15 protein-coding genes are annotated in these 19,380 nt (G+C 65.9%); 12 read left to right on the forward strand and 3 right to left on the reverse strand.

Annotation, left to right across the window (positions count from 1 at the left end; genetic code table 11):
- Window position 1 precedes the first annotated feature (1 nt).
- Entirely contained in the window at window positions 2–2,041 is a 2,040-nt protein-coding gene (locus OHB12_RS33530) for a TerD family protein (RefSeq protein WP_327114133.1), read from the reverse strand.
- Between the two features lie 129 nt (window positions 2,042–2,170).
- On the opposite strand from OHB12_RS33530, the gene OHB12_RS33535 reads away from it, so the two are divergent.
- Entirely contained in the window at window positions 2,171–2,662 is a 492-nt protein-coding gene (locus OHB12_RS33535; protein ID WP_327114134.1) for a hypothetical protein, read from the forward strand.
- A 196-nt stretch (window positions 2,663–2,858) separates the two neighbouring features.
- On the opposite strand, the gene pabB is transcribed toward OHB12_RS33535, so the two are convergent.
- Window positions 2,859–5,105: an aminodeoxychorismate synthase component I gene (gene pabB, locus OHB12_RS33540; RefSeq protein WP_327114136.1), complete on the reverse strand. Its 2,247-nt coding sequence runs from the start codon at window positions 5,103–5,105 to the stop codon at window positions 2,859–2,861.
- A 330-nt stretch (window positions 5,106–5,435) separates the two neighbouring features.
- On the opposite strand from pabB, the gene OHB12_RS33545 reads away from it, so the two are divergent.
- The 5 genes from OHB12_RS33545 to OHB12_RS33565 all read left to right on the forward strand — a co-directional run bounded on the left by OHB12_RS33545 (window position 5,436) and on the right by OHB12_RS33565 (window position 11,683).
- A complete protein-coding gene (locus OHB12_RS33545; protein WP_327121711.1) occupies window positions 5,436–6,425 on the forward strand; it encodes a phosphotransferase family protein in 990 nt (329 codons plus the stop codon).
- Between the two features lie 146 nt (window positions 6,426–6,571).
- Window positions 6,572–7,702, forward strand: a complete 1,131-nt coding sequence (locus tag OHB12_RS33550; protein WP_327114138.1) for an NDMA-dependent alcohol dehydrogenase — start codon at window positions 6,572–6,574, stop codon at window positions 7,700–7,702.
- Between the two features lie 236 nt (window positions 7,703–7,938).
- Window positions 7,939–8,772, forward strand: a complete 834-nt coding sequence (locus tag OHB12_RS33555) for a serine hydrolase domain-containing protein (RefSeq protein WP_327114140.1) — start codon at window positions 7,939–7,941, stop codon at window positions 8,770–8,772.
- A gap of 95 nt (window positions 8,773–8,867) precedes the next feature.
- Window positions 8,868–9,401, forward strand: coding sequence for a DUF3145 domain-containing protein (locus tag OHB12_RS33560; RefSeq protein ID WP_327114141.1), 534 nt, complete (start codon window positions 8,868–8,870; stop codon window positions 9,399–9,401).
- Window positions 9,402–10,909: 1,508 nt separating this feature from the next.
- Window positions 10,910–11,683 (forward strand): hypothetical protein, encoded by a 774-nt coding sequence (locus OHB12_RS33565; RefSeq protein WP_327114142.1) that lies wholly within the window; start codon window positions 10,910–10,912, stop codon window positions 11,681–11,683.
- Window positions 11,684–11,844: 161 nt separating this feature from the next.
- Here the strand turns inward: OHB12_RS33565 and OHB12_RS33570 are convergent, their stop codons facing one another.
- Entirely contained in the window at window positions 11,845–12,450 is a 606-nt protein-coding gene (locus OHB12_RS33570) for a TetR/AcrR family transcriptional regulator (RefSeq protein WP_327121712.1), read from the reverse strand.
- A 36-nt stretch (window positions 12,451–12,486) separates the two neighbouring features.
- Between OHB12_RS33570 and OHB12_RS33575 the strand changes: the two genes are divergently transcribed.
- From OHB12_RS33575 to OHB12_RS33595, 6 genes are all read left to right on the forward strand, one after another.
- On the forward strand, window positions 12,487–13,101 hold the full coding sequence (locus OHB12_RS33575) for a DUF2867 domain-containing protein (RefSeq protein WP_327114143.1): 615 nt from the start codon (window positions 12,487–12,489) through the stop codon (window positions 13,099–13,101).
- 121 nt (window positions 13,102–13,222) lie between these two features.
- Entirely contained in the window at window positions 13,223–13,555 is a 333-nt protein-coding gene (locus OHB12_RS36555; RefSeq protein ID WP_442799907.1) for a DUF6463 family protein, read from the forward strand.
- A 197-nt stretch (window positions 13,556–13,752) separates the two neighbouring features.
- Complete coding sequence (locus tag OHB12_RS33580) at window positions 13,753–14,229, forward strand: MarR family winged helix-turn-helix transcriptional regulator (protein ID WP_327114144.1); 477 nt, start codon at window positions 13,753–13,755, stop codon at window positions 14,227–14,229.
- Between the two features lie 329 nt (window positions 14,230–14,558).
- A complete protein-coding gene (locus tag OHB12_RS33585) occupies window positions 14,559–15,224 on the forward strand; it encodes a nitroreductase (protein WP_327114145.1) in 666 nt (221 codons plus the stop codon).
- Window positions 15,225–15,879: 655 nt separating this feature from the next.
- Complete coding sequence (locus tag OHB12_RS33590; RefSeq protein WP_327114147.1) at window positions 15,880–17,679, forward strand: serine/threonine-protein kinase PknD; 1,800 nt, start codon at window positions 15,880–15,882, stop codon at window positions 17,677–17,679.
- Window positions 17,680–18,220: 541 nt separating this feature from the next.
- A complete protein-coding gene (locus OHB12_RS33595) occupies window positions 18,221–19,318 on the forward strand; it encodes a tyrosine-type recombinase/integrase (RefSeq protein ID WP_327114149.1) in 1,098 nt (365 codons plus the stop codon).
- Window positions 19,319–19,380 lie beyond the last annotated feature (62 nt).

Genomic DNA, 19,380 nt, shown 5'->3' on the forward strand with positions numbered 1-19,380 from the left:
CTCAGATGCGCGCGCCCTTGGCGCGGTTGCAGGAGCGGCACAGGATCTGGAGATTGGTCGCGCTGGTCGCTCCGCCGCGGCTGAGCGGGATGACATGGTCGAACTCCAGGTAATGTCCGTCGCCGCATTCGACACACTTGCCGCCATCACGCTGCCACACCTCGGCCTTGACCTCCTGCGGGATGCTGCGGGTGTCGCGCTGCCCGGGCGTGAGCACCAGGCGTTTGGCCACACGCAACGCGCCTTCCAGTGCGGCGGCGACGTAGTCGGGATCGGCGACGGCGAATGTCCCACCGCCACGGGACGAGGTGGCCGCGATCACCACCGTCTCCTGCTCCGCGTGCACGGAAATGATGCGGGACCACGGCATTTCGGTGCCTGCGCCGGCACCGACGAACCGCAGCTTCTTGTTGCTGCCGATCAGCCTGCCCTCGGTGAGCTTCGGGCCACGGGCGAGCTGACGCACGTGTGTCGCGGGCAGATCCACGTGCACCTTCTCCTCGGGGTCCAGGTGCAGGCCCGGCGTGCGGACCACCGGTAGATCGCCCGCACGCAGCCGGGAAAGGGTGCGTCCGCGGTGCATCCGCCTGCGCAGGTCCTCGATCAGCGGGCCGCCGAGCGCCAACTCGGTGACCGCCTGCTCGAACAGCTCCAGTTCGGCGTGCTGGACCTCACCGTCGGCGAAGGTGAAGGTGACCAGCCGCTCCACGTAGCTGAGCGCCACGGCGCGCAAGGCGCGGCGGCCCGCGTCCGCGTCTATCCGCTGGTAGCGCAACGATGCCCAGAGTGCCGCCCATACGGGTCCGCGCGGACCGTGTGTGGTGAGCACCCGCCACGCCTGGGTGTGCCAATGGGTGAGGTACTCCTCGATCTCCAGCTCGCACCTCTGGCAGGGCGCGAGACCGCCGAGCAGCTTGCGGCGGAGCGGATGTCCGCAGCGCGCGCAGTGTCGATTGCTCGGCGGGTGGTGCTGGCAGGTGGCGCTCGTCCACTCCGTGCCGTCCCACCAGCGCAGGCGTTCCGGTGCCTCGGGGTCCGAATGCCAGTCGGCCAGATCGGGATTCGGGGGCGGTGGTGGCGCGGCGGGTGCGGTTTCCGATGTGTGCCGAGTCAGGTCGACCGGGCGGTACGACCCGAGCGTGGCGGCGGTCTCGGCGCGGTCGAGCAGGTCAGTGCGCGGTCGGACGGAGGCGCTTGCGTCCGACCGGTTGTGCGCCGCTTCTTGTCCGGTGCGGCCGTCGGCGTCGTCGTCACTCGAAGAAAACCGTTGCACCACAACGTCATCGGAGGTGAGCCCGGTCGCTCCGTCCTCTCGCGCCGACTGAGCACTCCTACGGGGCGGATCGGAGGCGAAGGACCCGTGTGGAAAGTGCCGGACCGGAGCGAGGTCGTGCCGATCGCGCAGGCCCGGGGGAGCCGGGTCCGGTTGTGCGCCGGTGGCCGACCGCGCCGAGCGCACTTCCTGCGACGGCGACGTCCGGGCGGATCGGTGCAGACGGAATGGGTCGGTGGGGTGCGTCGTGCGGGCCGGGTCCGCCGGATCGTCGACCTGGACGCCGAATTCGGTGACCAGTCCCGCCAGGCCGCTGGCCCAGCCTTGGCCGACGGCGCGGAACCGCCACCGCCCATCTCTGCGGTAGAACTCGCCGAACATGAGCGCGCGCACCGCGTCCGCGTCCTCGATCTCGAAGGTCGCCACCGCCCCGTCGACGGCGTGCACGGTGAGGGTCAAACCGGTGATGTCGCCGAAGGTTCCGTTCTCGACCGAGCCGGCGACGACGATCCGATCCACGTCCGCTTCGGTGCGCGGCAGTGAGACGCTCAGCCGCGCCGTCCGCGGCGCGGGCTCTTGGTCCAGTGTCACCGCCTGGGAGACATGGCGTGGTGCGTTGTAGAACACCAGATCCCGGTCCGAGCGGACCGTGCCGGACCCCTCCAGGAGCAAGGCGTGCGCGTCCACCGCATGCTCCGACCGCCATGAAACAACCACGGCTAGAAGGGATGTCGGTACCGGCGCGTTGGCGCCTTTGCTGAGTTTCATCGTGCTCGAACTATGCCACGACCCTCCGACACGCCGAACGCGCGAGGTGCCATCCCTCGGCGGGGCGCGGACAACGCGCGCGTTCCCGCAATACCGCGTTCGTACCGTGCGGTACGGCACAGTGTTCTCATGACGAACCCGAAACGCCCGGGTCGCAGGCCCTCGACCCCGAAGCTGCCGGGTGGGCGGGTGCCCGGTCCCTCCGACATCCTGGCCGCCGCGCAGGCCACGGTCGAAGCGGCACAGACGGCGGCAGGCCAGGCGCTGGAAGCCGCCCAGCTGACCGCGAGTTCGGCGTTCGACGCAGCGGTGCGGCTGCCTCCGGCATCGGCCCAGCTGGCCGCGCAGCTGCCCGACCTGGTCGAGAGCCTGTCGATCGCCGTCGAGCGGCTGAATTCCACGATCGATCGCCTGGATCGGACGCTGGCGCTGGCCGATCCGGCCTTCGCGGCCTACGACAGGTTGCTGCCCAGGCTGGAGGCGATGATCGCGCTCGGCGAGGACGTGCTCAGCCGATTGTCGAAGGTGCCCGGCGTAGCTTTGCTCGGCAAGCTGACCGGCCTGAGCACACCGGAGAAGCCGGTCGAGCCGCCGCCGAAGTCGACCAAGCGGCGTAGGTGAGATGGGCGGCCACACGAAGTTCGCCAGCCGGTGGGCGGGCGAACCGCTGTGATCGTCGGCCCTGCGGCATCCCCCACGCGATAGCCGCCGTATCGCGGCAGGGAATTCACGGGTCAGGCCACCGCGGTAGGCGGAGGTTGGAGTTCGCGGGACAGGTGGCCGGACCCTGTGGCGCGGTACGGGGGCCCGCTCGAACTCAGCGAGGCGCGTGGACTGTGGCCGCGCGTAAGGCGGCGGCCGCCTTGAGCAGGACCTCGTGGTATTCGTCCTCGGGATCGGAATCGAGCACGATGGCGCCGCCCGCACCGATCCGCCAGTGGCCGTCGTAGCGCACGGCGGTGCGGATCACGATGTTCAGGTCCGCGGTGCCGCCGAGCCCGAGAAAGCCGATGGTGCCCGAATAGACCCCCCGCGCTTCGGTTTCCAGCGCGTCGATGATCTCCAGGGTGCGCAGTTTCGGCGCGCCGGTCATCGAGCCGCCTGGGAAACACGCGCGCAGGCAGTCGACCACGTCGACCTCGGGCCGCAGCCTGCCGCGCACGGTGGACACCAGCTGATGCATGGTCGTGTACTGCTCGGTGGCCATCAGCTTCGGCACGTACACGCTGCCGATCTCACAGACCCGGCCGAGATCGTTGCGCAGCAAATCGACGATCATCAGGTTCTCCGACCTGGTCTTCGAGCTGTCGGCCAGTTCGCGGCGCAGACGCTCGTCCTCGGCGGGGGTGGCGCCGCGTGGCGCGGTGCCCTTGATCGGCTTGCTCTCCACGGCGCGGCGGCGGTCGACCTTGAGGAAGCGCTCCGGCGAGGAGCAGGCGATGTCGAGGTCGTCGAAGCGTAGGTAGGCGGCATACGGCGCGGGGTTGCAGCGCCGCAGTGTGCGGTAGAAGTCGAGTCCGTCGTCTTCGCGGGCGGGGATCGTCGCGCTGTCGGTCAGGCAGATCTCGTAGGACTCGCCTGCATGCAGTCGCTCCTGGCAGACCGCGATGTCGGCGAGGTAGCGCTCGCGGCCGCGCGTGAGCAGCGGAGCGACGGCCTCGCGGTCCGATGGCACCTCGAGCATCGGCGGATTCGTCCAGGTCGGAAGGGTTTCGAGGGTCTCTCGGGTATCGCGCAGCCAGTCGGCGCCCGCCCGGACCGTATCCGGTGTCGCGTCGGTGAGCGAGAGCAGATGTGTCCGCCCACCCATGTGATCGACCACCACTATCCGGTCGGCGAAAATCCACTGCGCGTCCGGTGTCGGTGCGCGATGGACCGCGTCTCCGCCGCAGTCGGCCTTGACCTCGTAGCCGAGATAGCCGACATACCCGCCCACGAAATCGAAAGGCAGATCGGGAAGTTCGAGCTGCCGCGCCCGCAGTTCGGCGGCCAGGTAGTCGAGAATGCCGCCTGCGACGGTGCGTCGATGGCCGTCGGACGACTCCACGGTCACCTCGCCGTCGCCCACCCGGTAGCGCAGCACCTCCGCATGGGGACCACTCGCGTCACCCAGGAACGAGAACCGGTCCAAACCGGGTTCCACGTGCTCGCTGTCCAGCCAGAATGCCGTGGGGGAGTTGCCGTACAGCCGCACGAACGCGCTCTCGGTATCGATCGCCCGCTCGATCACCTCCTGCTGGAGCCGGAACGTCCGGGAAAGTGGTGCCGAGTGCTCGGTGCGAGCCGAAACCGCTCGCGCGAAGGACGATTCGCCCCGTAAGCGCTCGAATCGGACTGCCGCGGCGGGGAACTGCTCGGGCGCTAGTGCAGACATCGGAGTGGGGAAGGGTGGGCCCGCGGTGCTCGCGTCCGGAGCGATCTCGCCTTCCGCCACCTCCGGGTGTCGCGGTACGGCGGCGCGCCCGGCATTCGACCGAACTCGGTGCGCCGCGGTGAGATTCGCGAAATTGCGCAATATCGCCGCGCCGAACTCGCCGGCGATCGACTCGGGATGGAACTGCACACCCCACTGCGGCCTCCGGCGATGCCGTACCCCCATGACGACATCGTCCGCGGCCACCGCGGTGACCTCCAGGTCCCGCGGCAGCGGCCGCAGCGCACAGAGCGAGTGATACCGCACGGCGGTGAAGCCCTGCGGGATTCCGGTGAACAGGTCGCGGTCGTCGTGCTCGATTCGGTCGAGGAATCCGTGTCTTGCCGCGGGCGCCGCGGCAACGACGCCACCCGCCGCGACCACAATGCCCTGATGTCCGAGGCACACCCCGAGCAACGGCAACTCGGTCTCGCGAATCACGGCCGCGGAGATCCCGATGTCCCGCGCGACGTCCGGCCGTCCTGGCCCCGGCGAAACGACCACGTTGTCGAAGCGGGCGAGTTCCAGCTCGGCGACGGTCCGCACCTCGTCGTTGCGCACGACCGTCGGCTCGACGCCGTTCACCTCGCTGATCAGCTGATACAGGTTATAGGTGAACGAGTCGTAATTGTCGATCAACAGCGTGCGCATTTGTGCAGAACACTACGCCAACGGCTGGCTGAGGCCCGCGCCTACGATGGCGGGAGCGAGGCAGCTCGTGACGGCGTGCTAGATATGGGTGCTCATGCTCTCACGCGACTGGCGCGAATCCGGTGCCACCCGACTGGCACGGTCTGAATCCTCGGAGAGGCGGAACAGCACATGGGTAACTCCCCGGGTACGTCCAAAACCGGGCGATCGGATGAACCGCCGGTCCGCGACGCGACTCCGGAGGCGCCGACAGATCGGCAAAAGGCGCGGAGCGGCGGAGGAGCGGATGTGGATCCCGCGGTCGTCGACTTCGCCGTCGTCGGAAAGTGGATGGATGAGCAGGGGCTTCCCGCCGGCGATTTCGAGGACGTGACCGTGCTGGGTGGTGGAACGCAGAACATCATGCTTCGCTTCGTCCGTGGCGGCCGCGGGTATGTGCTGCGTCGGGGGCCGAAGCACTTGCGCGCCAGGAGCAACGACGTGATCCGGCGTGAGGCCCGCCTGCTCGGCGCGCTCAACGGCACCGAGGTGCGCGCGCCCCGAGTGATCGCGGCCTGCCCCGACGAATCAGTGCTGGGCGCGGTCTTCTACCTGATGGAGCCGATCCACGGGTTCAACCCACAGAACGAGCTGCCCGAACCGCACGCGAGCGATCCGGAGATCCGCAGGCAGATGGGCCTGTCCGCGGTCGAGGCCGTCGCGCGGCTCGGTGCGCTGGACTACCAGGCGCTCGGCCTGGCCGATTACGGCAAGCCGGAGGGCTTTCTCGAGCGGCAGGTGCCGCGCTGGCTCGGCGAACTGGAGTCGTACTCGGTGAACGAGGGCTACCCGGGGCCGGAGATCCCCGGGGTGGAGCGGGTCGGGGAGTGGCTGGACCGTAACCGCCCCGCGCACTGGACGCCCGGGATCCTGCACGGCGACTGCCATCTGGCGAACATGATGTTCTCCTTCGACGGTCCGCAGGTCGCGGCGATGGTCGACTGGGAGATGTCCACGATCGGCGACCCGCTGCTCGACCTCGGCTGGCAGATCGCCACCCGGCCGGAGCCGGGTACCACCGGCGCGGCCCTGGTCGGCAAGCTCGGCGCGGTCGGCGGTCTGCCGACCCCGGAGGAGATGGTCGCGCACTACGGCCGGTTCTCCGATCGCGATCTGCGCGTTGTCCCTTGGTACACCGTGCTGGCCTGTTTCAAGCTCGGCATCGTCCTGGAGGGCACGCACGCCCGCGCGTTCGCGGGCAAGGCGCCCAAGCGGGTCGGCGACTTCCTGCACGCCATCACGCTGGAGCTTTTCGAGCGGGCGCAGCGCCTGATGGCATGACCTTTCGGCTCAGGACTGGAACGCGTTCGGAGTGCTTGTTCGGCCATATCGCTGAATTTTCTGGCCGGTACTAGAACGCGTTCCATTTTTCTCGTACTGTGGGTGCAGTCACATATAAGCACGTGCATGCGAGAGGGTCGACAGGAATGAAGACGAAGGGCGCGATCCTGTGGGGGATCGACCAGCCGTGGTCGGTGGAGGAGATCGAGGTCGGTGACCCGGTCGCAGGCGAGGTGCAGATCCGGCTGGAAACGGCCGGCATGTGCCACTCCGACCACCACATCGTGACCGGTGCGACCCCGATGCCCGCCTATCCCGTGATGGGCGGCCACGAGGGTGCGGGCGTGATCACGAAGCTGGGGCCGAATACCCCCGCCGACCTGCAGATCGGTGACCATGTGATCCTGTCGTTCATCCCTGCCTGCGGCCGCTGTCCGGCTTGCGTCTCCGGACGCATGGCGCTGTGCGACCTCGGCGCGGGCCTGCTGATGGGGCAGGCGATCAGCGACGGCACCTACCGGATCCAGGCACGCGGCGAGAACGTCATCCCGATGTGCTTGCTGGGCACCTTCGCGCCGTACATGACGGTGCACCACACCTCGGTGGTGAAGATCGATCCGAGTATTCCGTTCGAGGTGGCGTGCCTGGTCGGCTGCGGTGTCCCCACCGGCTTCGGCTCCGCCACCCACGTCGCCCAGGTGTCTCCCGGCGAGACGGTGGTGATCGCGGGCATCGGCGGCGTCGGCATGAGCGCGCTGCAGGGCGCTGTGCTCTCCGGGGCCTCGAAAGTCGTTGCCATCGACCCGAACCCGTGGAAACGTGAGCAGGCGCAGAAGTTCGGCGCCACGCACACCTACGAGAGCATGGCCGCGGCCATCATGCCGCTGATGGAGGCCACCGAGGGACGGATGGCCGAGAACGTCATCCTCACCATGGGTGAGATGCACGGCGAGTACATCGAAGAGGGCCTCATCCTCACGGCCAAGGCGGGCACCGTGGTGGTCACCGCGATGGGCCGGATGGACGAGAGCGACGTCAAGCTGAACAGCTTCCTGCTGTCCATGCTGCAGAAGACGGTGAAAGGCTGCATCTTCGGCGGCGGCAACGCCCGCCAGGACGCGCCGCGCCTGCTCGCGCTGTACAAGTCCGGCCAACTCAACCTGGACGACATGGTGACCCGCAGCTACTCGCTGGAGGAGATCAACCAGGGCTACCAGGACATGCTGGACGGCAAGAACATTCGCGGCATCATCAAGTACACCGAAGCAGACTGGTAGACCGGATCAGCGCTGTTCGGCGAGCGGGGTGGCGTCTGTGCGATCAGGTCGTACGGGACCGGTTCGCCGAGGTCGAACCGTAGCGTCCCCCTCGCCCGCCAGGTGCGCTCGAATGCCACGTCGTCGTCCGGGATCGGGTATCGGCTGACATGCTGCTGCCGGCCCGCGAAGTGCATCTCGGGCTTGTCACGCATGGTGAGTCGATGGCAGCGGCGGGGTTCTCGTAGGCTCGCAGCGTGCGTTCACTTGAACAGATTCGGGAATGGCCGGTTCGGCACGCGGCGGCGGCGGTGGTCACCGTGGACGGCGGCACGGCGAGCGAGGGCGAGGTCGACCGGGTGTTCCCGCTCGCGTCGGTGACCAAGCCGTTGGTGGCCTACGCCGTGCTGGTCGCGGTGGAGGAGGGCGCGGTCGAACTGGACCAGCCCGCCGGGCCGCCGGGCGCCACGGTGCGCCACCTGCTGGCGCACGCGTCGGGACTCGCGTTCGACACCACCGATGTCCAGGCGGCCCCCGGTGCCCGCAGGATCTACTCGAGTGCGGGCTTCGAGGTGCTCGCCGGGTTCGTCACCGAGCAGACCGGTATCGCGTTCGAGGAGTATCTGCGCGACGCGGTGTTCCAGCCGCTCGGCATGACGGCGTCAGTCCTCGCGGGCCCGGCCGGACACGCGGGCCGGTCCACCGCTGCCGACCTGACGCGTTTCGCGGCCGAATTGCTGGACCCGCAGTTGATCTCCGTCCAAACACACTCCGAGGCCACCTCGGTCCAATTCCCCGGACTCAATGGCGTGCTGCCCGGCTACGGCTCGCAACGCCCCAATGACTGGGGGCTCGGTGTCGAGATTCGCGACGGAAAGACGCCGCATTGGACCGGTGGCACGAACTCGCCACGCACGTATGGTCATTTCGGCCAATCCGGGACTTTTCTGTGGGTCGACCCGATCGCAGGGGTGGCATGCCTTGCGCTGAGCGACGAGAATTTCGGCGACTGGGCGCGTGCGGCCTGGCCGCCTTTCAGCGATGCCGTCATTGCGGAGGCGAAAGCCGCACGCAACACGATCGCAAAGTAACACGTGTAACTTCGGGCACTCCAGTACACTCGGGCAACGCCAGTTCGACGAGTCGTTGGGGAAGACGTTCCTCGTCGAAGCTGGAGGTATTGGTGGTGCGAGCATCGAGTCAGTTCGCGGATGCGACGGCGGGTGTGGTCTACATCCACTCGTCGCCTGCCGCGCTGTGCCCGCATGTCGAGTGGGCACTCACCTCGACCCTCGGCTCCCCGGCAAAACTGCGTTGGACCGCACAACCGGCCGACGGCCAACTGCGCGCAACCAGCGACTGGATCGGTCCCGTCGGTACCGCCTCCCGGATCGCCCAATCGTTGCGCTCCTGGCCGGTGCTGCGTTTCGAGGTGACCGAGGACCCCAGCGACGGCGTGGACGGCGAGCGCTACAGTTTCGTCCCCGGCCTGGGTCTGTGGCACGGTTCCACCAGCGCCAACGGCGACGTCACCATCGGTGAGATGCGCTTGCGCGCGATGCTGCAGGCCACCCGCGAACTCGGCAAGTACTCCTCCTACGACCTGGCCGCGGAAATCGACCGCGCCCTCGGCACCGACTGGGACGAGGACCTCGAAATCTACCGCTACGGAACCGAGTCCGGCGCCGAGGTCACCTGGCTGCGTCGCGACGTGGGATAGACGTAATCACGCGATCCGTGCGCGCCGTCGAACTACCTCCCTGCCAAGAATTCTCGACGAGCTACCAATCTCCGGGCAAGGAGCGGTGGACCCGGTCCAATGCTTCGGGAGTGCGTGCCCGGACAAACAGCCATCCTGCTCGGTCCACGCGCAACAGAACATCCGGGCCCGCGAACCAGCGAATCCCGGCACCAGCCTGGGACCGAGGATATTCCGGTATCGGCAGCCACGAATACAGCTGCTCCAACCCGGCCTCATCGGTGAGGAAGTGACGATGTCGGAAAACACGCGAAAGATGTCGGTTCCGACGCTTATTCTCCATCGACGCTCGACGTACCGTTCTTGTCAGGGCCTCAGCGGGCCACCCCAAGACGGTTCCGCGACCTTCAATTGAACAGATGAGGTAGCGAGACCGCTACATCTATGAACAGTCCCGCATCCAGCAATGGCGCTGGAAGGGCCACCAACGACGTCGGCCCGTCAGCGGGAACTGAATCGAGAGGGCTGGCGAGCTGCAAACGGAAGATCCGGAAGCGGCCGCACGCCACTCCAATGGGCCGCGATGCCGACGCGTTCGTACAGGGCGCGAGCATTGTCACGCAGCCCGAAGGCGGTCTTCGCGCAGTATCTCGCGGATGTGAGTGCATCCACCGCGCGACACACTCCGGCCATCCGGGATCGCCGTTGTCGACGCCGTGCGCGCGTGTGCCGGACCTGCGCGACGCCCGGTAGGGCTGCGGACTATTGCTGAGACACGCACCACCGAGCACGACGGGGCGACCGCTATCTGGTGCGTGTGCGATGGCGTGATTCACCTGCTGCGCGTGCGCTACTCGCATAGTACCGGCGCCGAATTTCCGTCGGCGCCGACGCGGTGACCGTTATCCCCGGCGACGCCACCGGGCTGCCTCGCCTTCCGTGCGAGCGTCTGTACCTAGAACCTTGACCACGCACACCCGCGAGGCAAGCGACCCCGTCGTCAGCGGGGTCGCTTGCCTCGCGGGCAGGGTCGGTGAGGACGCCGATGAGGACGAGATGGCCGGAACGGTGGTCTGCTCACCCGCCGACGCACTTCGGGCGTCTTGGAAGCGGGCCAGTGTGGCGAGTGGGCGAAATGCGGCGGCGTGCCGTTCCCAAGTGCGGCTATCCTTTTGAGCACCCTGGGATACGGGTGCCCTGCGCAACCGCAAGCCTGGCCGATAGGGAGGCGTGGTGGTTGGGGGGACTGCTTATACGTTCTTGACAAGGGGAGTGCGATTCTCAGGATGAAGATTCTGGTTGTAGGTTCATTCCGTGATCAATCGGATGAAAATTTGAATGACTTCAGGTCCGCTTGTAGAGCGCTGGGTAGCGTCTTGGCGCGACAAAACCATAGGGTGATACTCTGTTCGACAAGTGAGTCCACGGCCGACAGATATGTTCTGGAAGGAATGGATCAAACTGCTGAAGTGGCGCGGGTAATTTTCTATAGATTGGATCGGGGTCTCGCGGATCCGCTAGCGGATCGAGTGACGGCAGAGTTGTTCGGTTCACTGAACAATGTAGAAATCGACCAGCGCTACGTGGATGGGGGCTGGCGAGTAGTTCATCTGAAATCAATTAACGAGGCTGATTTAGTTATCTCACTCGCCGGGACGGAGCGAGGCACCGGAACGGTAATATACTCTGCCGAAGCCCTCGGGAAGCCGGTGTTCGTAGTCCCGATATTCGGTGGAGCATCGGAACATGCATGGCGAGACTTCAAGCGGTTCTACACGTCTGAAGAGGTAGCGGTGCTCCAGAGGCCTTGGCGAGAGAGTGGGACGTGGGCCGGTGAGCTGCTCGATGCTGCGGTGGATTTTGCCCGACGTAATCCGATTGCCAAAGTTCGAGCTTCGGATGCTGTGTCTTCTGTGATTGTCAGTTTGAGTTTGGTTGTCGGATGGATAGCGGCTTTACTGAGAGTGGACGGGGGTCTGATTCCCCCTCTTGTATGGGCGTATGCAATGATATTGTTCGCTACGTATTTGGGTGTCATGCTGCGGCATTCGATAGCTTCGGGAAGATATGATTGGCGCCGACGTCTCTATGACTTCTTTCAGGCGATACTGGTCTCATTTGCGGTGTTCATATTGGCAGAAGGTGTGAATGTCTTTGTCACTGATAAAGGAATCCTGCTCGATCGGGAAAGCGTCCGGCTGGTCGGATGGAGGTTATCTGTTATAGGGTTTTTCGGCGGGTTTTTGCTGGACGAGTACATCAAATCGTTGGAAAAGCGTGCAAGGAAAGCTCTAGAGGGATAGGTGGGATTCCCGAGCTGCGGGGTGCCGGGGATGGCGCCCCATTCCCCCTGAGGTCTGGTCGTGGCTGTGCTGGCGACTGCTGGACAGACTCGCGATGGTGATCAGGGGTTCGGTGGGCCCGCAGTTCATCGAAGGCCGCGAGAGCGCGCGAATCGGACGTTTCACAGTTGCGGGCGCAAGAGGTGTTCTCCCGCAAGTTGGACCACTTCGCGTTTGGTGTACCCAGGGTGGTCCGCGACGATGAAGTGGCGGCCGATCGCGAGCGCGAACGCCAGGGTGCTGCGTGCCTCGATCTCGTCGGGGTCGGTGATGAAGGCGCCGAACATCTTCCGTAGGAACTGCATCCGCTCGTTGTCGATGCGCCGCAGGCGCGTCGCGACGGACTGGTCGCGGTGGGCCCAGGCCCTGATCGCGAGATCGATCCGGTGAAGGTCTTCCGAGAAGGTCAGTCGGCCGGCGCGCCGGATTCTGTCGGCGGCGTCGCCGCCGTCAGCGTCGGCCTGGGCGATGACGTCTTTGGTGGAGCGGCGTTCCCACTCGTCGAGCATTTCCGTGAGGAACGCGGGACGGCCATCGAAGTGCCCATAGAACCCGCCCTTCGTCACGCCGAGCTCGGTGGCGAGCGTTTCGACGCGGACTGCGTCGGGTCCTCCCCGTGCGAGGGCTTCGAGGCCCGCGTCTATCCAGCGGGCTCGTGTTGTGCGGGGCACGGCAGGAATCGGGACACCTCCATTGAGCGCATTGAATTTATACGATACCGTACATATGAAATGTACGGCACCGTATAGATGAGGGGTCAACTCATGCCGCGACTCGCAAAGACCACCTACACCGAGCAGTCGTGGCGCATCCACGAACTGACAAGCGACTTCTCGGTCGAGGACGTGTGGGCGTTCCGCACTCCCGGAGCCGGGCCTGACGACTTCCCGGCGATGCTCGCGGCGATGCGAGCCGCTGGTGGACCCGTGCAGCAGGCGTGGCCGGTGCGGTTCCTGTTCGCCGTGCGGTGGAAGCTCGGTGCGCTCCTCGGCTGGGACAAACCGTCAGCGGGCATCGGTGCGCGGGTTGCCTCGCTGCGCGACCGCCTGCCTGGCGACGTCCGCGCCGCTTCCCGCGGTCCGGACAACGAGGGCATGCCCCTCGATGCGGTCTACGAGCTCGATAAGGAGTCCGCTCGCGAGCTTGCCAACAAGACGGTGCACACCGTGATGCATCTCGGCTGGGTTCGAGGAGCGAACGGCGAATATGAGCTGCGGATGGCCGTCCTCGTCAAGCCCAACGGGTGGTTCGGGCGGCTCTACATGGCCGCCATCGCCCCGTTCCGATACCTCATCGTCTACCCGGCCCTGACCCGGCAATGGGAACGAGCCTGGTGCGACCGCGATCATGCAGCCGAGTGTGAAGAAGAGAGGTCATGATGAACTCCGGAAAGCATTTGCTCCGCTGGGCGAGCGGGATCATGCTCGTGCTGGGAGTAGGGCACTTATCTTTGCTGGCGCTCGTCGCTTGGTCGGACATCACCGCTGGGTGGATCGGGGCATGTGGGCAGCCGTCCCGCTCGTGCTCGCGGATGGAGACGCAATTCGGTCGGTGGAGTCCCTGCAGAATGAAGTCACCTTCTGGGGCGGTCCTGGAAGTTTCGCCGTGCCCCTGATTCTCTTGGGTTGCCTGACATGGCATCTCGCTGGACGTGGGGTCGCTGTGCCCGCCGGGATCGGCTGGGGCCTCGCGGCGTGGTGTGTGTTGGGCGGCGTCCTTCTTGTGCCGTCCCCGTTCTTCGCCGGGATCATCTCCGGGGCACTCATCGTCTTGGCGGCCCGAAAGGATGATCGGTCGCGAGCAGCCCGAGGCCGGGAGAGGGACATGGTGTGATTCGCGCCCGCCGGCGGCGGTTGTGGGGCCCATCTCTTGTGCTGCCAGTGCGGCTGAGGCAAGTATCCGAGGTCGGGTAGTCGGCCGGGTCCGAGCCGGGAAGCCGACGACGCGGATGAGCTGAATGCCTGGTTGCACAGTAGATAATTTCAAATGATACCGTATCGAGTGATATTAATTTCTGGTAAGGTCGCCTCATGGCCGCAGACATTTCTCAGCAGACGACCGCCTCGTACGCGACCGGCCGCGCCGGGGATGCGTCGCCCTTCGCTCTCGGGTTGCTGCTGCGCCGGGCGCATTGGCGCGCGGCGGCGGTGATGGCGGAGGCGCTTCGGCCGCTCGGCATCGAGTTGCGGCATTTTGCCGTGCTGATCGTGCTGGTCGACCGCGGGCCCACAGGACAGCGGGACTTGGTGGAGGCGACGGGTTCGGACAAGGCGGGGATCATGCGCGTCGTGGACGACCTGGAGGGTAGGGGGCTGGCCGTGCGTAAGTCCGTTCCGGGGGACCGGCGGGTGCGGGCGGTGGAGATCACACCTCAGGGCCTCGAGCTCTTCAAGGCCGCTCACGTGGCGGCGGAGCCCCTGGCCGAGCGTCTGGTTGCTGTGCTGGGGCACGGCGAACCCGAGCAGTTGACGGATCTGCTCACCCGATTCCTGTCCGCTGACGGTTAGGCGCGTCAGCGTGGCGGTTGTCACGTGGGCGCGCGCGCCGTCTCACGCGGCTTTCGCGGCGAATCCGGACTCGGGGCAGGGGCCGTTGTTGCTCCGCGCCGACGATCCCGGCGCGGTCCGCGTCGGCCAGGGTGAAGATCGTTCCCGTGGCGGAGTAGTAACCGCCCATCATGTTCGTAGTCGGTTCCGGCATAAGCCACCCTTCTTATGGTGTGCTGGGCCACTTATGCTACCGAATAGTATTGAATGATATGCTATTGAATGATACTATCATGGATGTAACGAACTCGGACGCGTTGAGCAGAGGGGGAGCTTGGAGGTAGGTGATCATGGACGTCTATGAGGCGGTTACGAGCCGACGAGCGGTGCGCGGATTCACCGACAAGCCTGTCCCCAGGGAGGTTCTGGAGCGTGTGCTATCGGCCGCGGCTTGGTCGCCGTCCGGATCGAACATCCAGCCGTGGCACGTCTACGTGTTGACCGGCGCGCCGCTGGCCGAACTCGAGAAGCGCGCCGGCGAGCGAGTGGCCATCGGCGACCCCTGGGACGAGCGGGAGTACGAGATGTACCCACCCGCGCTGAAATCGCCGTACCGCGAGCGCCGATCCGCCTTCGGCGAGCAGCGCTACGGCGCACTCGGTATTTCGCGCGAGGACTGGGAGGCGCGCCAGAGGGCCGCTGCCGCGAACTGGGACTGTTTCGGCGCGCCCGCCGCCCTGTTCTGCTACATCGACCGCGACATGGGCCCGGCCCAATGGGCCGACGTCGGCATGTATCTGCAGACCGTCATGCTGCTGCTCCGCGCCGAAGGGCTGCACAGTTGCCCGCAGATGGCGTGGTCGGTGTATCGCAAGACCGTCGCTGAGGTCCTGTCACCCCCGGATGAGCTCATCCTCTTCTGTGGCATGTCGATCGGGTTCGAGGACGTCACGGTAGATGACGCCCGTACGGGCCGGGCGCCGCTCGACGAGACGGTCACGTTCGTCGATGGTTAGATCGCCGAAGTTCAGCTCGTTCTCGGTGATCTGGCAGGACATCCGGAGGACGTTGCAGAAGGCGCACGCGTTATTCCGTTCGGCCAGGCGATCATGCCCGGCGTCGCCCTGGTCGCTCAGAGCGCCGCAGCGCCTATCGCGCCGGATCTCATCCGAGTCGGCGACTCGGTGGCCGTGAGGTGTCCGGTTGCAGAGGAATTGTTCGGTTGCGTGAGCTGGAGCGGGGGAACCGGGAGTTGCGCATGAAGGCGGAATTCTTGGAAAAAGCGGCCGCCTTCGTCGCGAGCCGCCAGCAGTGAAATACGAATTCATCGCGGAGACGGACGTGGAGAAGGCGTACCTTGTAGCCTCCGAGTGGTGCTGGACGACCAGCTTCACGAAGTTGGTCGTATGGCTCAGAGGTACGCTGAACTTGCGACAGGTTTGTTGGCGGATTTCCGGGCACGGTCCGCGCACTCGCACCGGTGGCGGGGCAGTGCCCGGCCGCGTACTTGCTGGGCACGAGCATGGCTGGGAAATTCGCGCGCCGACGATAGCGCCGAATCTCGACTGTCTGGCCTGGCTAAAGCAACTAGCGTGGGGCTACCAGCTCAGTCGGGGGTTGGAATGCAAGCAAGTACACCGTTTGCCAGTCGAGTGGTCACAGGACGGCACAATGGATGACACGTCAGTGGGTGGCGGGGACGCCACTTTGTCAGCGGAGGCGTTCGGACGCTATCGGCTTCTGTCGCTACTGGGTCAGGGAGGCATGGGCCAGGTGTGGCGGGCGCATGATTCGCTGACCAACCGGGTGGTGGCGCTCAAGGTGTTGCCCGAGCGCTTCGCCGATGACGAGCAGCTGCGTGAGCGGTTCCGCCGGGAGTGCCGGGCGGTGGCGCAGTTGACCGAGCCGCATGTGATCCCCATCCACGACTTCGGCGACATCGACGGTCGGCTCTACCTGAATATGCGCTTGATCGAGGGCACCGACCTGCGCAAGGTGATCAGCCGAGAAGGGGCCTTGTCGCCGCGGCGGGCGGTGGCGATCATCACACAGGTGGCCGGCGCGCTGCAGGCGGCCCACGACGCCGGGCTGGTCCATCGCGATGTCAAACCCACCAACATCCTTTTAGGGGTCGATGAGTTCGCCTCCCTGATCGACTTCGGGATCGCCCACGCCGCCGACGACCGTACGCTGACCACGATCGGCGAGACCATCGGCACCGTCGCCTACATGGCGCCGGAGGAGATCGGCGCGGAGGTCAAGCCCGATGCCCGAGTGGACGTGTACGCGTTGACGTGCGTGCTGTATGAGTGCCTGACCGGCCGACCGCCGTTTGCGAGCGCAGCGGGGGTGCAGGGTGTGATCGCCCATCACCTGCACACCCCGCCGCCGCGTCCCAGCACCACTACACCCGATGTACCGTCTGCGTTCGATGCGGTCATCGCCAAGGGAATGGCCAAAAACCCGGACGATCGTTACCAGACCGTGCGCGAGCTGGCCGCGGCGGCCTGTGCCGCGGTGGGCGATTCCGCGGTCAGCACCACCCGGGGCGTGGCTGTGCGCCATGGGCGGCGAATCAGAATGTCGCCCAAGACCGCCGGGCTGCTCGCCGCCGCGGTCGCGGTTATGGTGGCGGCTGCTGTAGCTGTCGTCATCGGTGTCCAACGGGAATCAGACGGCGGTGGCAACTCGCCCACAGCTATCGCCCCGGGCTACTCGTCACAGACTCCGCTGCCGTTCACCAGCGTCAGCCTGCCCACCGATGTGGCGGTCGACACGGCGGGCAATGTATACGTCACCGACATGGGTAACGATCGGGTGGTGAGGTTGGCGGCGGGCGCGTCGACGCCGACCCCGCTGCCGTTCACCGGCCTGAATAATCCCCAGGGTGTGGCGGTCGACACTGCGGGCAACATTTACGTCACCGACACGAGTAACGATCGGGTGATGAAATTGGCGGCGGGCGCGTCTACGGCGACCCCGCTGCCGTTCACCGGGCTCAAAGATCCCCAGGGTGTGGCGGTCGACACGGCGGGAGCCGTGTACGTCGGCGACCGGGGTAATGATCGGGTGGTGAGGTTGGCGGCGGGCGCGTCGGCGCCGACCCCGCTGCCGTTCACTGGGCTCCAAGATCCCCAGGGTGTGGCGGTCGACACTGCGGGCAACGTATACGTCACCGAATTGAGTACCGAGCGGGTGGTGAGGTTGGCGGCGGGCGCGCCGGCGCCGACCACGTTGCCGTTCACTGGGCTCAAAGATCCCCAGGGTATGGCGGTCGACCCGGCGGGAGACTTGTACGTCGTCGACTGGGGTAATAAATGGGTGGTGAGGTTGGCGGCGGGCGCGTCGACGCCGACCCCGCTGCCGTTCACCGGCCTGAAGAATCCCCAGGGTGTGGCGGTAGACACGGCGGGCAACATATACGTCACCGACCTGGGCCCCAATTCGGTGGTGAAACTCGCGGTCGGCTGAACCCTCGTTCCGCGTACTGGGGTTCTAGTGGTCGTCGCAACATCCCGAACCTGGAGTGGTGCATGACTCATCGCTTCGCTGTGCGTGCGAGCGGATGTGTGAGTGTTCGGAATCTGGGGTGGCAGCGGGCGATGGTGCGGCCCCGTGGTGATGGCAGGCGGCTTGGCTGGAATGGTTACGTGCTCCACATAATGCGCCTGGAGCAGAAGGTCGGGCCTAGAAAGCCCTTGTTCAGCTGGTACTTCTTCGGTGGGCGCAGAGGGGATCGAACCCCCGACCGCTGGTGTGTAAAACCAGCACAGTGGTTGCGGACCGATTAGGTCGGCAGCCAGCGTGTACGGCGCAGGATATCCGTGCAGGCCAGCAAGTTTCACGCTCGCAGCCAAGTGACAAATTAGACACAGGGTGACACGGAATGACACCTGTCTGCCCCATGATCTGCCCCATTTACGATGCCATGCTGCCCCACGTACAGTGACTCGTGTCAGCGCCCCGGTGAACAGCTGCACCCAGGCGGAAGTGAACCGGGAAGGGGCAAGTCGTGGGATGGGCCGAGAAGCTTCCGAGCGGGCGATACCGCGGAATTTATCGTGACGCGTTCGGCAAGAAGCGGAGCGCCGGGATCTTCACGAGCAAGGATCTCGCGAAGCGCAAGGCGACTGCGAAAGAAGACCAGCAGCGTGAGAACCCCACGCGCCCGGCTCCAGCGATGACCTGGGGTGAGTGGCTGCCGAAATGGAAGGCCCTGCGGACCGTCGAAGAGGGCACCCAGAAGATTGACGATCAACGTATCGGCAAGCATCTGACGCCCCGATGGGGGCACGTACTGCTGAAGGGGATCAGCCAGCAGGACGTACAGGAGTGGGTCGCAGAATTACGCGACGCCATGGCGCCGACCAGCGTGGAGAAGTGTTACCACCTACTGAGTGGATCGATGAAGGCCGCGCGCAAAGCGCAGCTGATCGCAGATAACCCATGCCAAGACATCGACCTGCCCAAGGCAGGTCCGTCCCCTGAGCGGTTTCTCGAGATCGAGGAATACGCTGCACTGCGCGAGCCGCTGGAACCGGCAGATCGATTGATCGTCGACGTACTGATCGGAACCGGCATGAGGATGGGCGAGGCCCAAGGCTTGCACAAGGAGCACATCGACCTCAAGCGAAAGACGATCTCGATCGAATGGGCTTGGGACAAAGCGGCACGTCGAATGAAGCCTCCGAAGGACCACGAGAAGCGGGTGATCCCGATTGGTGACACGCTGACCAAGATCTTGGTGGCCGCGATCAAGCGGGACGGTCTCGGTGAACCGGCCCCAGTGCGATACGTGGCGGGCCGATCGATCCGCAGTGGACTGCTTCTCGCGCATGTCGATGGCCGGCCGTACGACGCGGACAACTTCGGTAAGCGCTTCCAGGCCGCGTCACGTGTGGCGTGGGTCGGTGAGGGCGACGACAAACGACGACTGGGAAAGGTGCGGCCCCACGATCTGCGGCACACGTACGCGGGCCGACTGGTACGCGCGGGCGTGCCTATCCAGCAGGTTCAGACTCTCCTCGGGCACGCATCGCTACGAACGACCCAGCGCTACGCGAGCTTGGCGGACAGTCAGTGGGAGAGCGTGCGCGGCGTTCTCGGTTAGGTCGGCGATGCCGAGGAGTTGAGGCGCTGCCTGGCTCGCTGAGTTGCCTCGACTGCGCCAAC

It is taken from the genome of Nocardia sp. NBC_01730 (assembly GCF_035920445.1).
In the GTDB taxonomy this organism is placed as follows: Bacteria; Actinomycetota; Actinomycetes; order Mycobacteriales; family Mycobacteriaceae; genus Nocardia.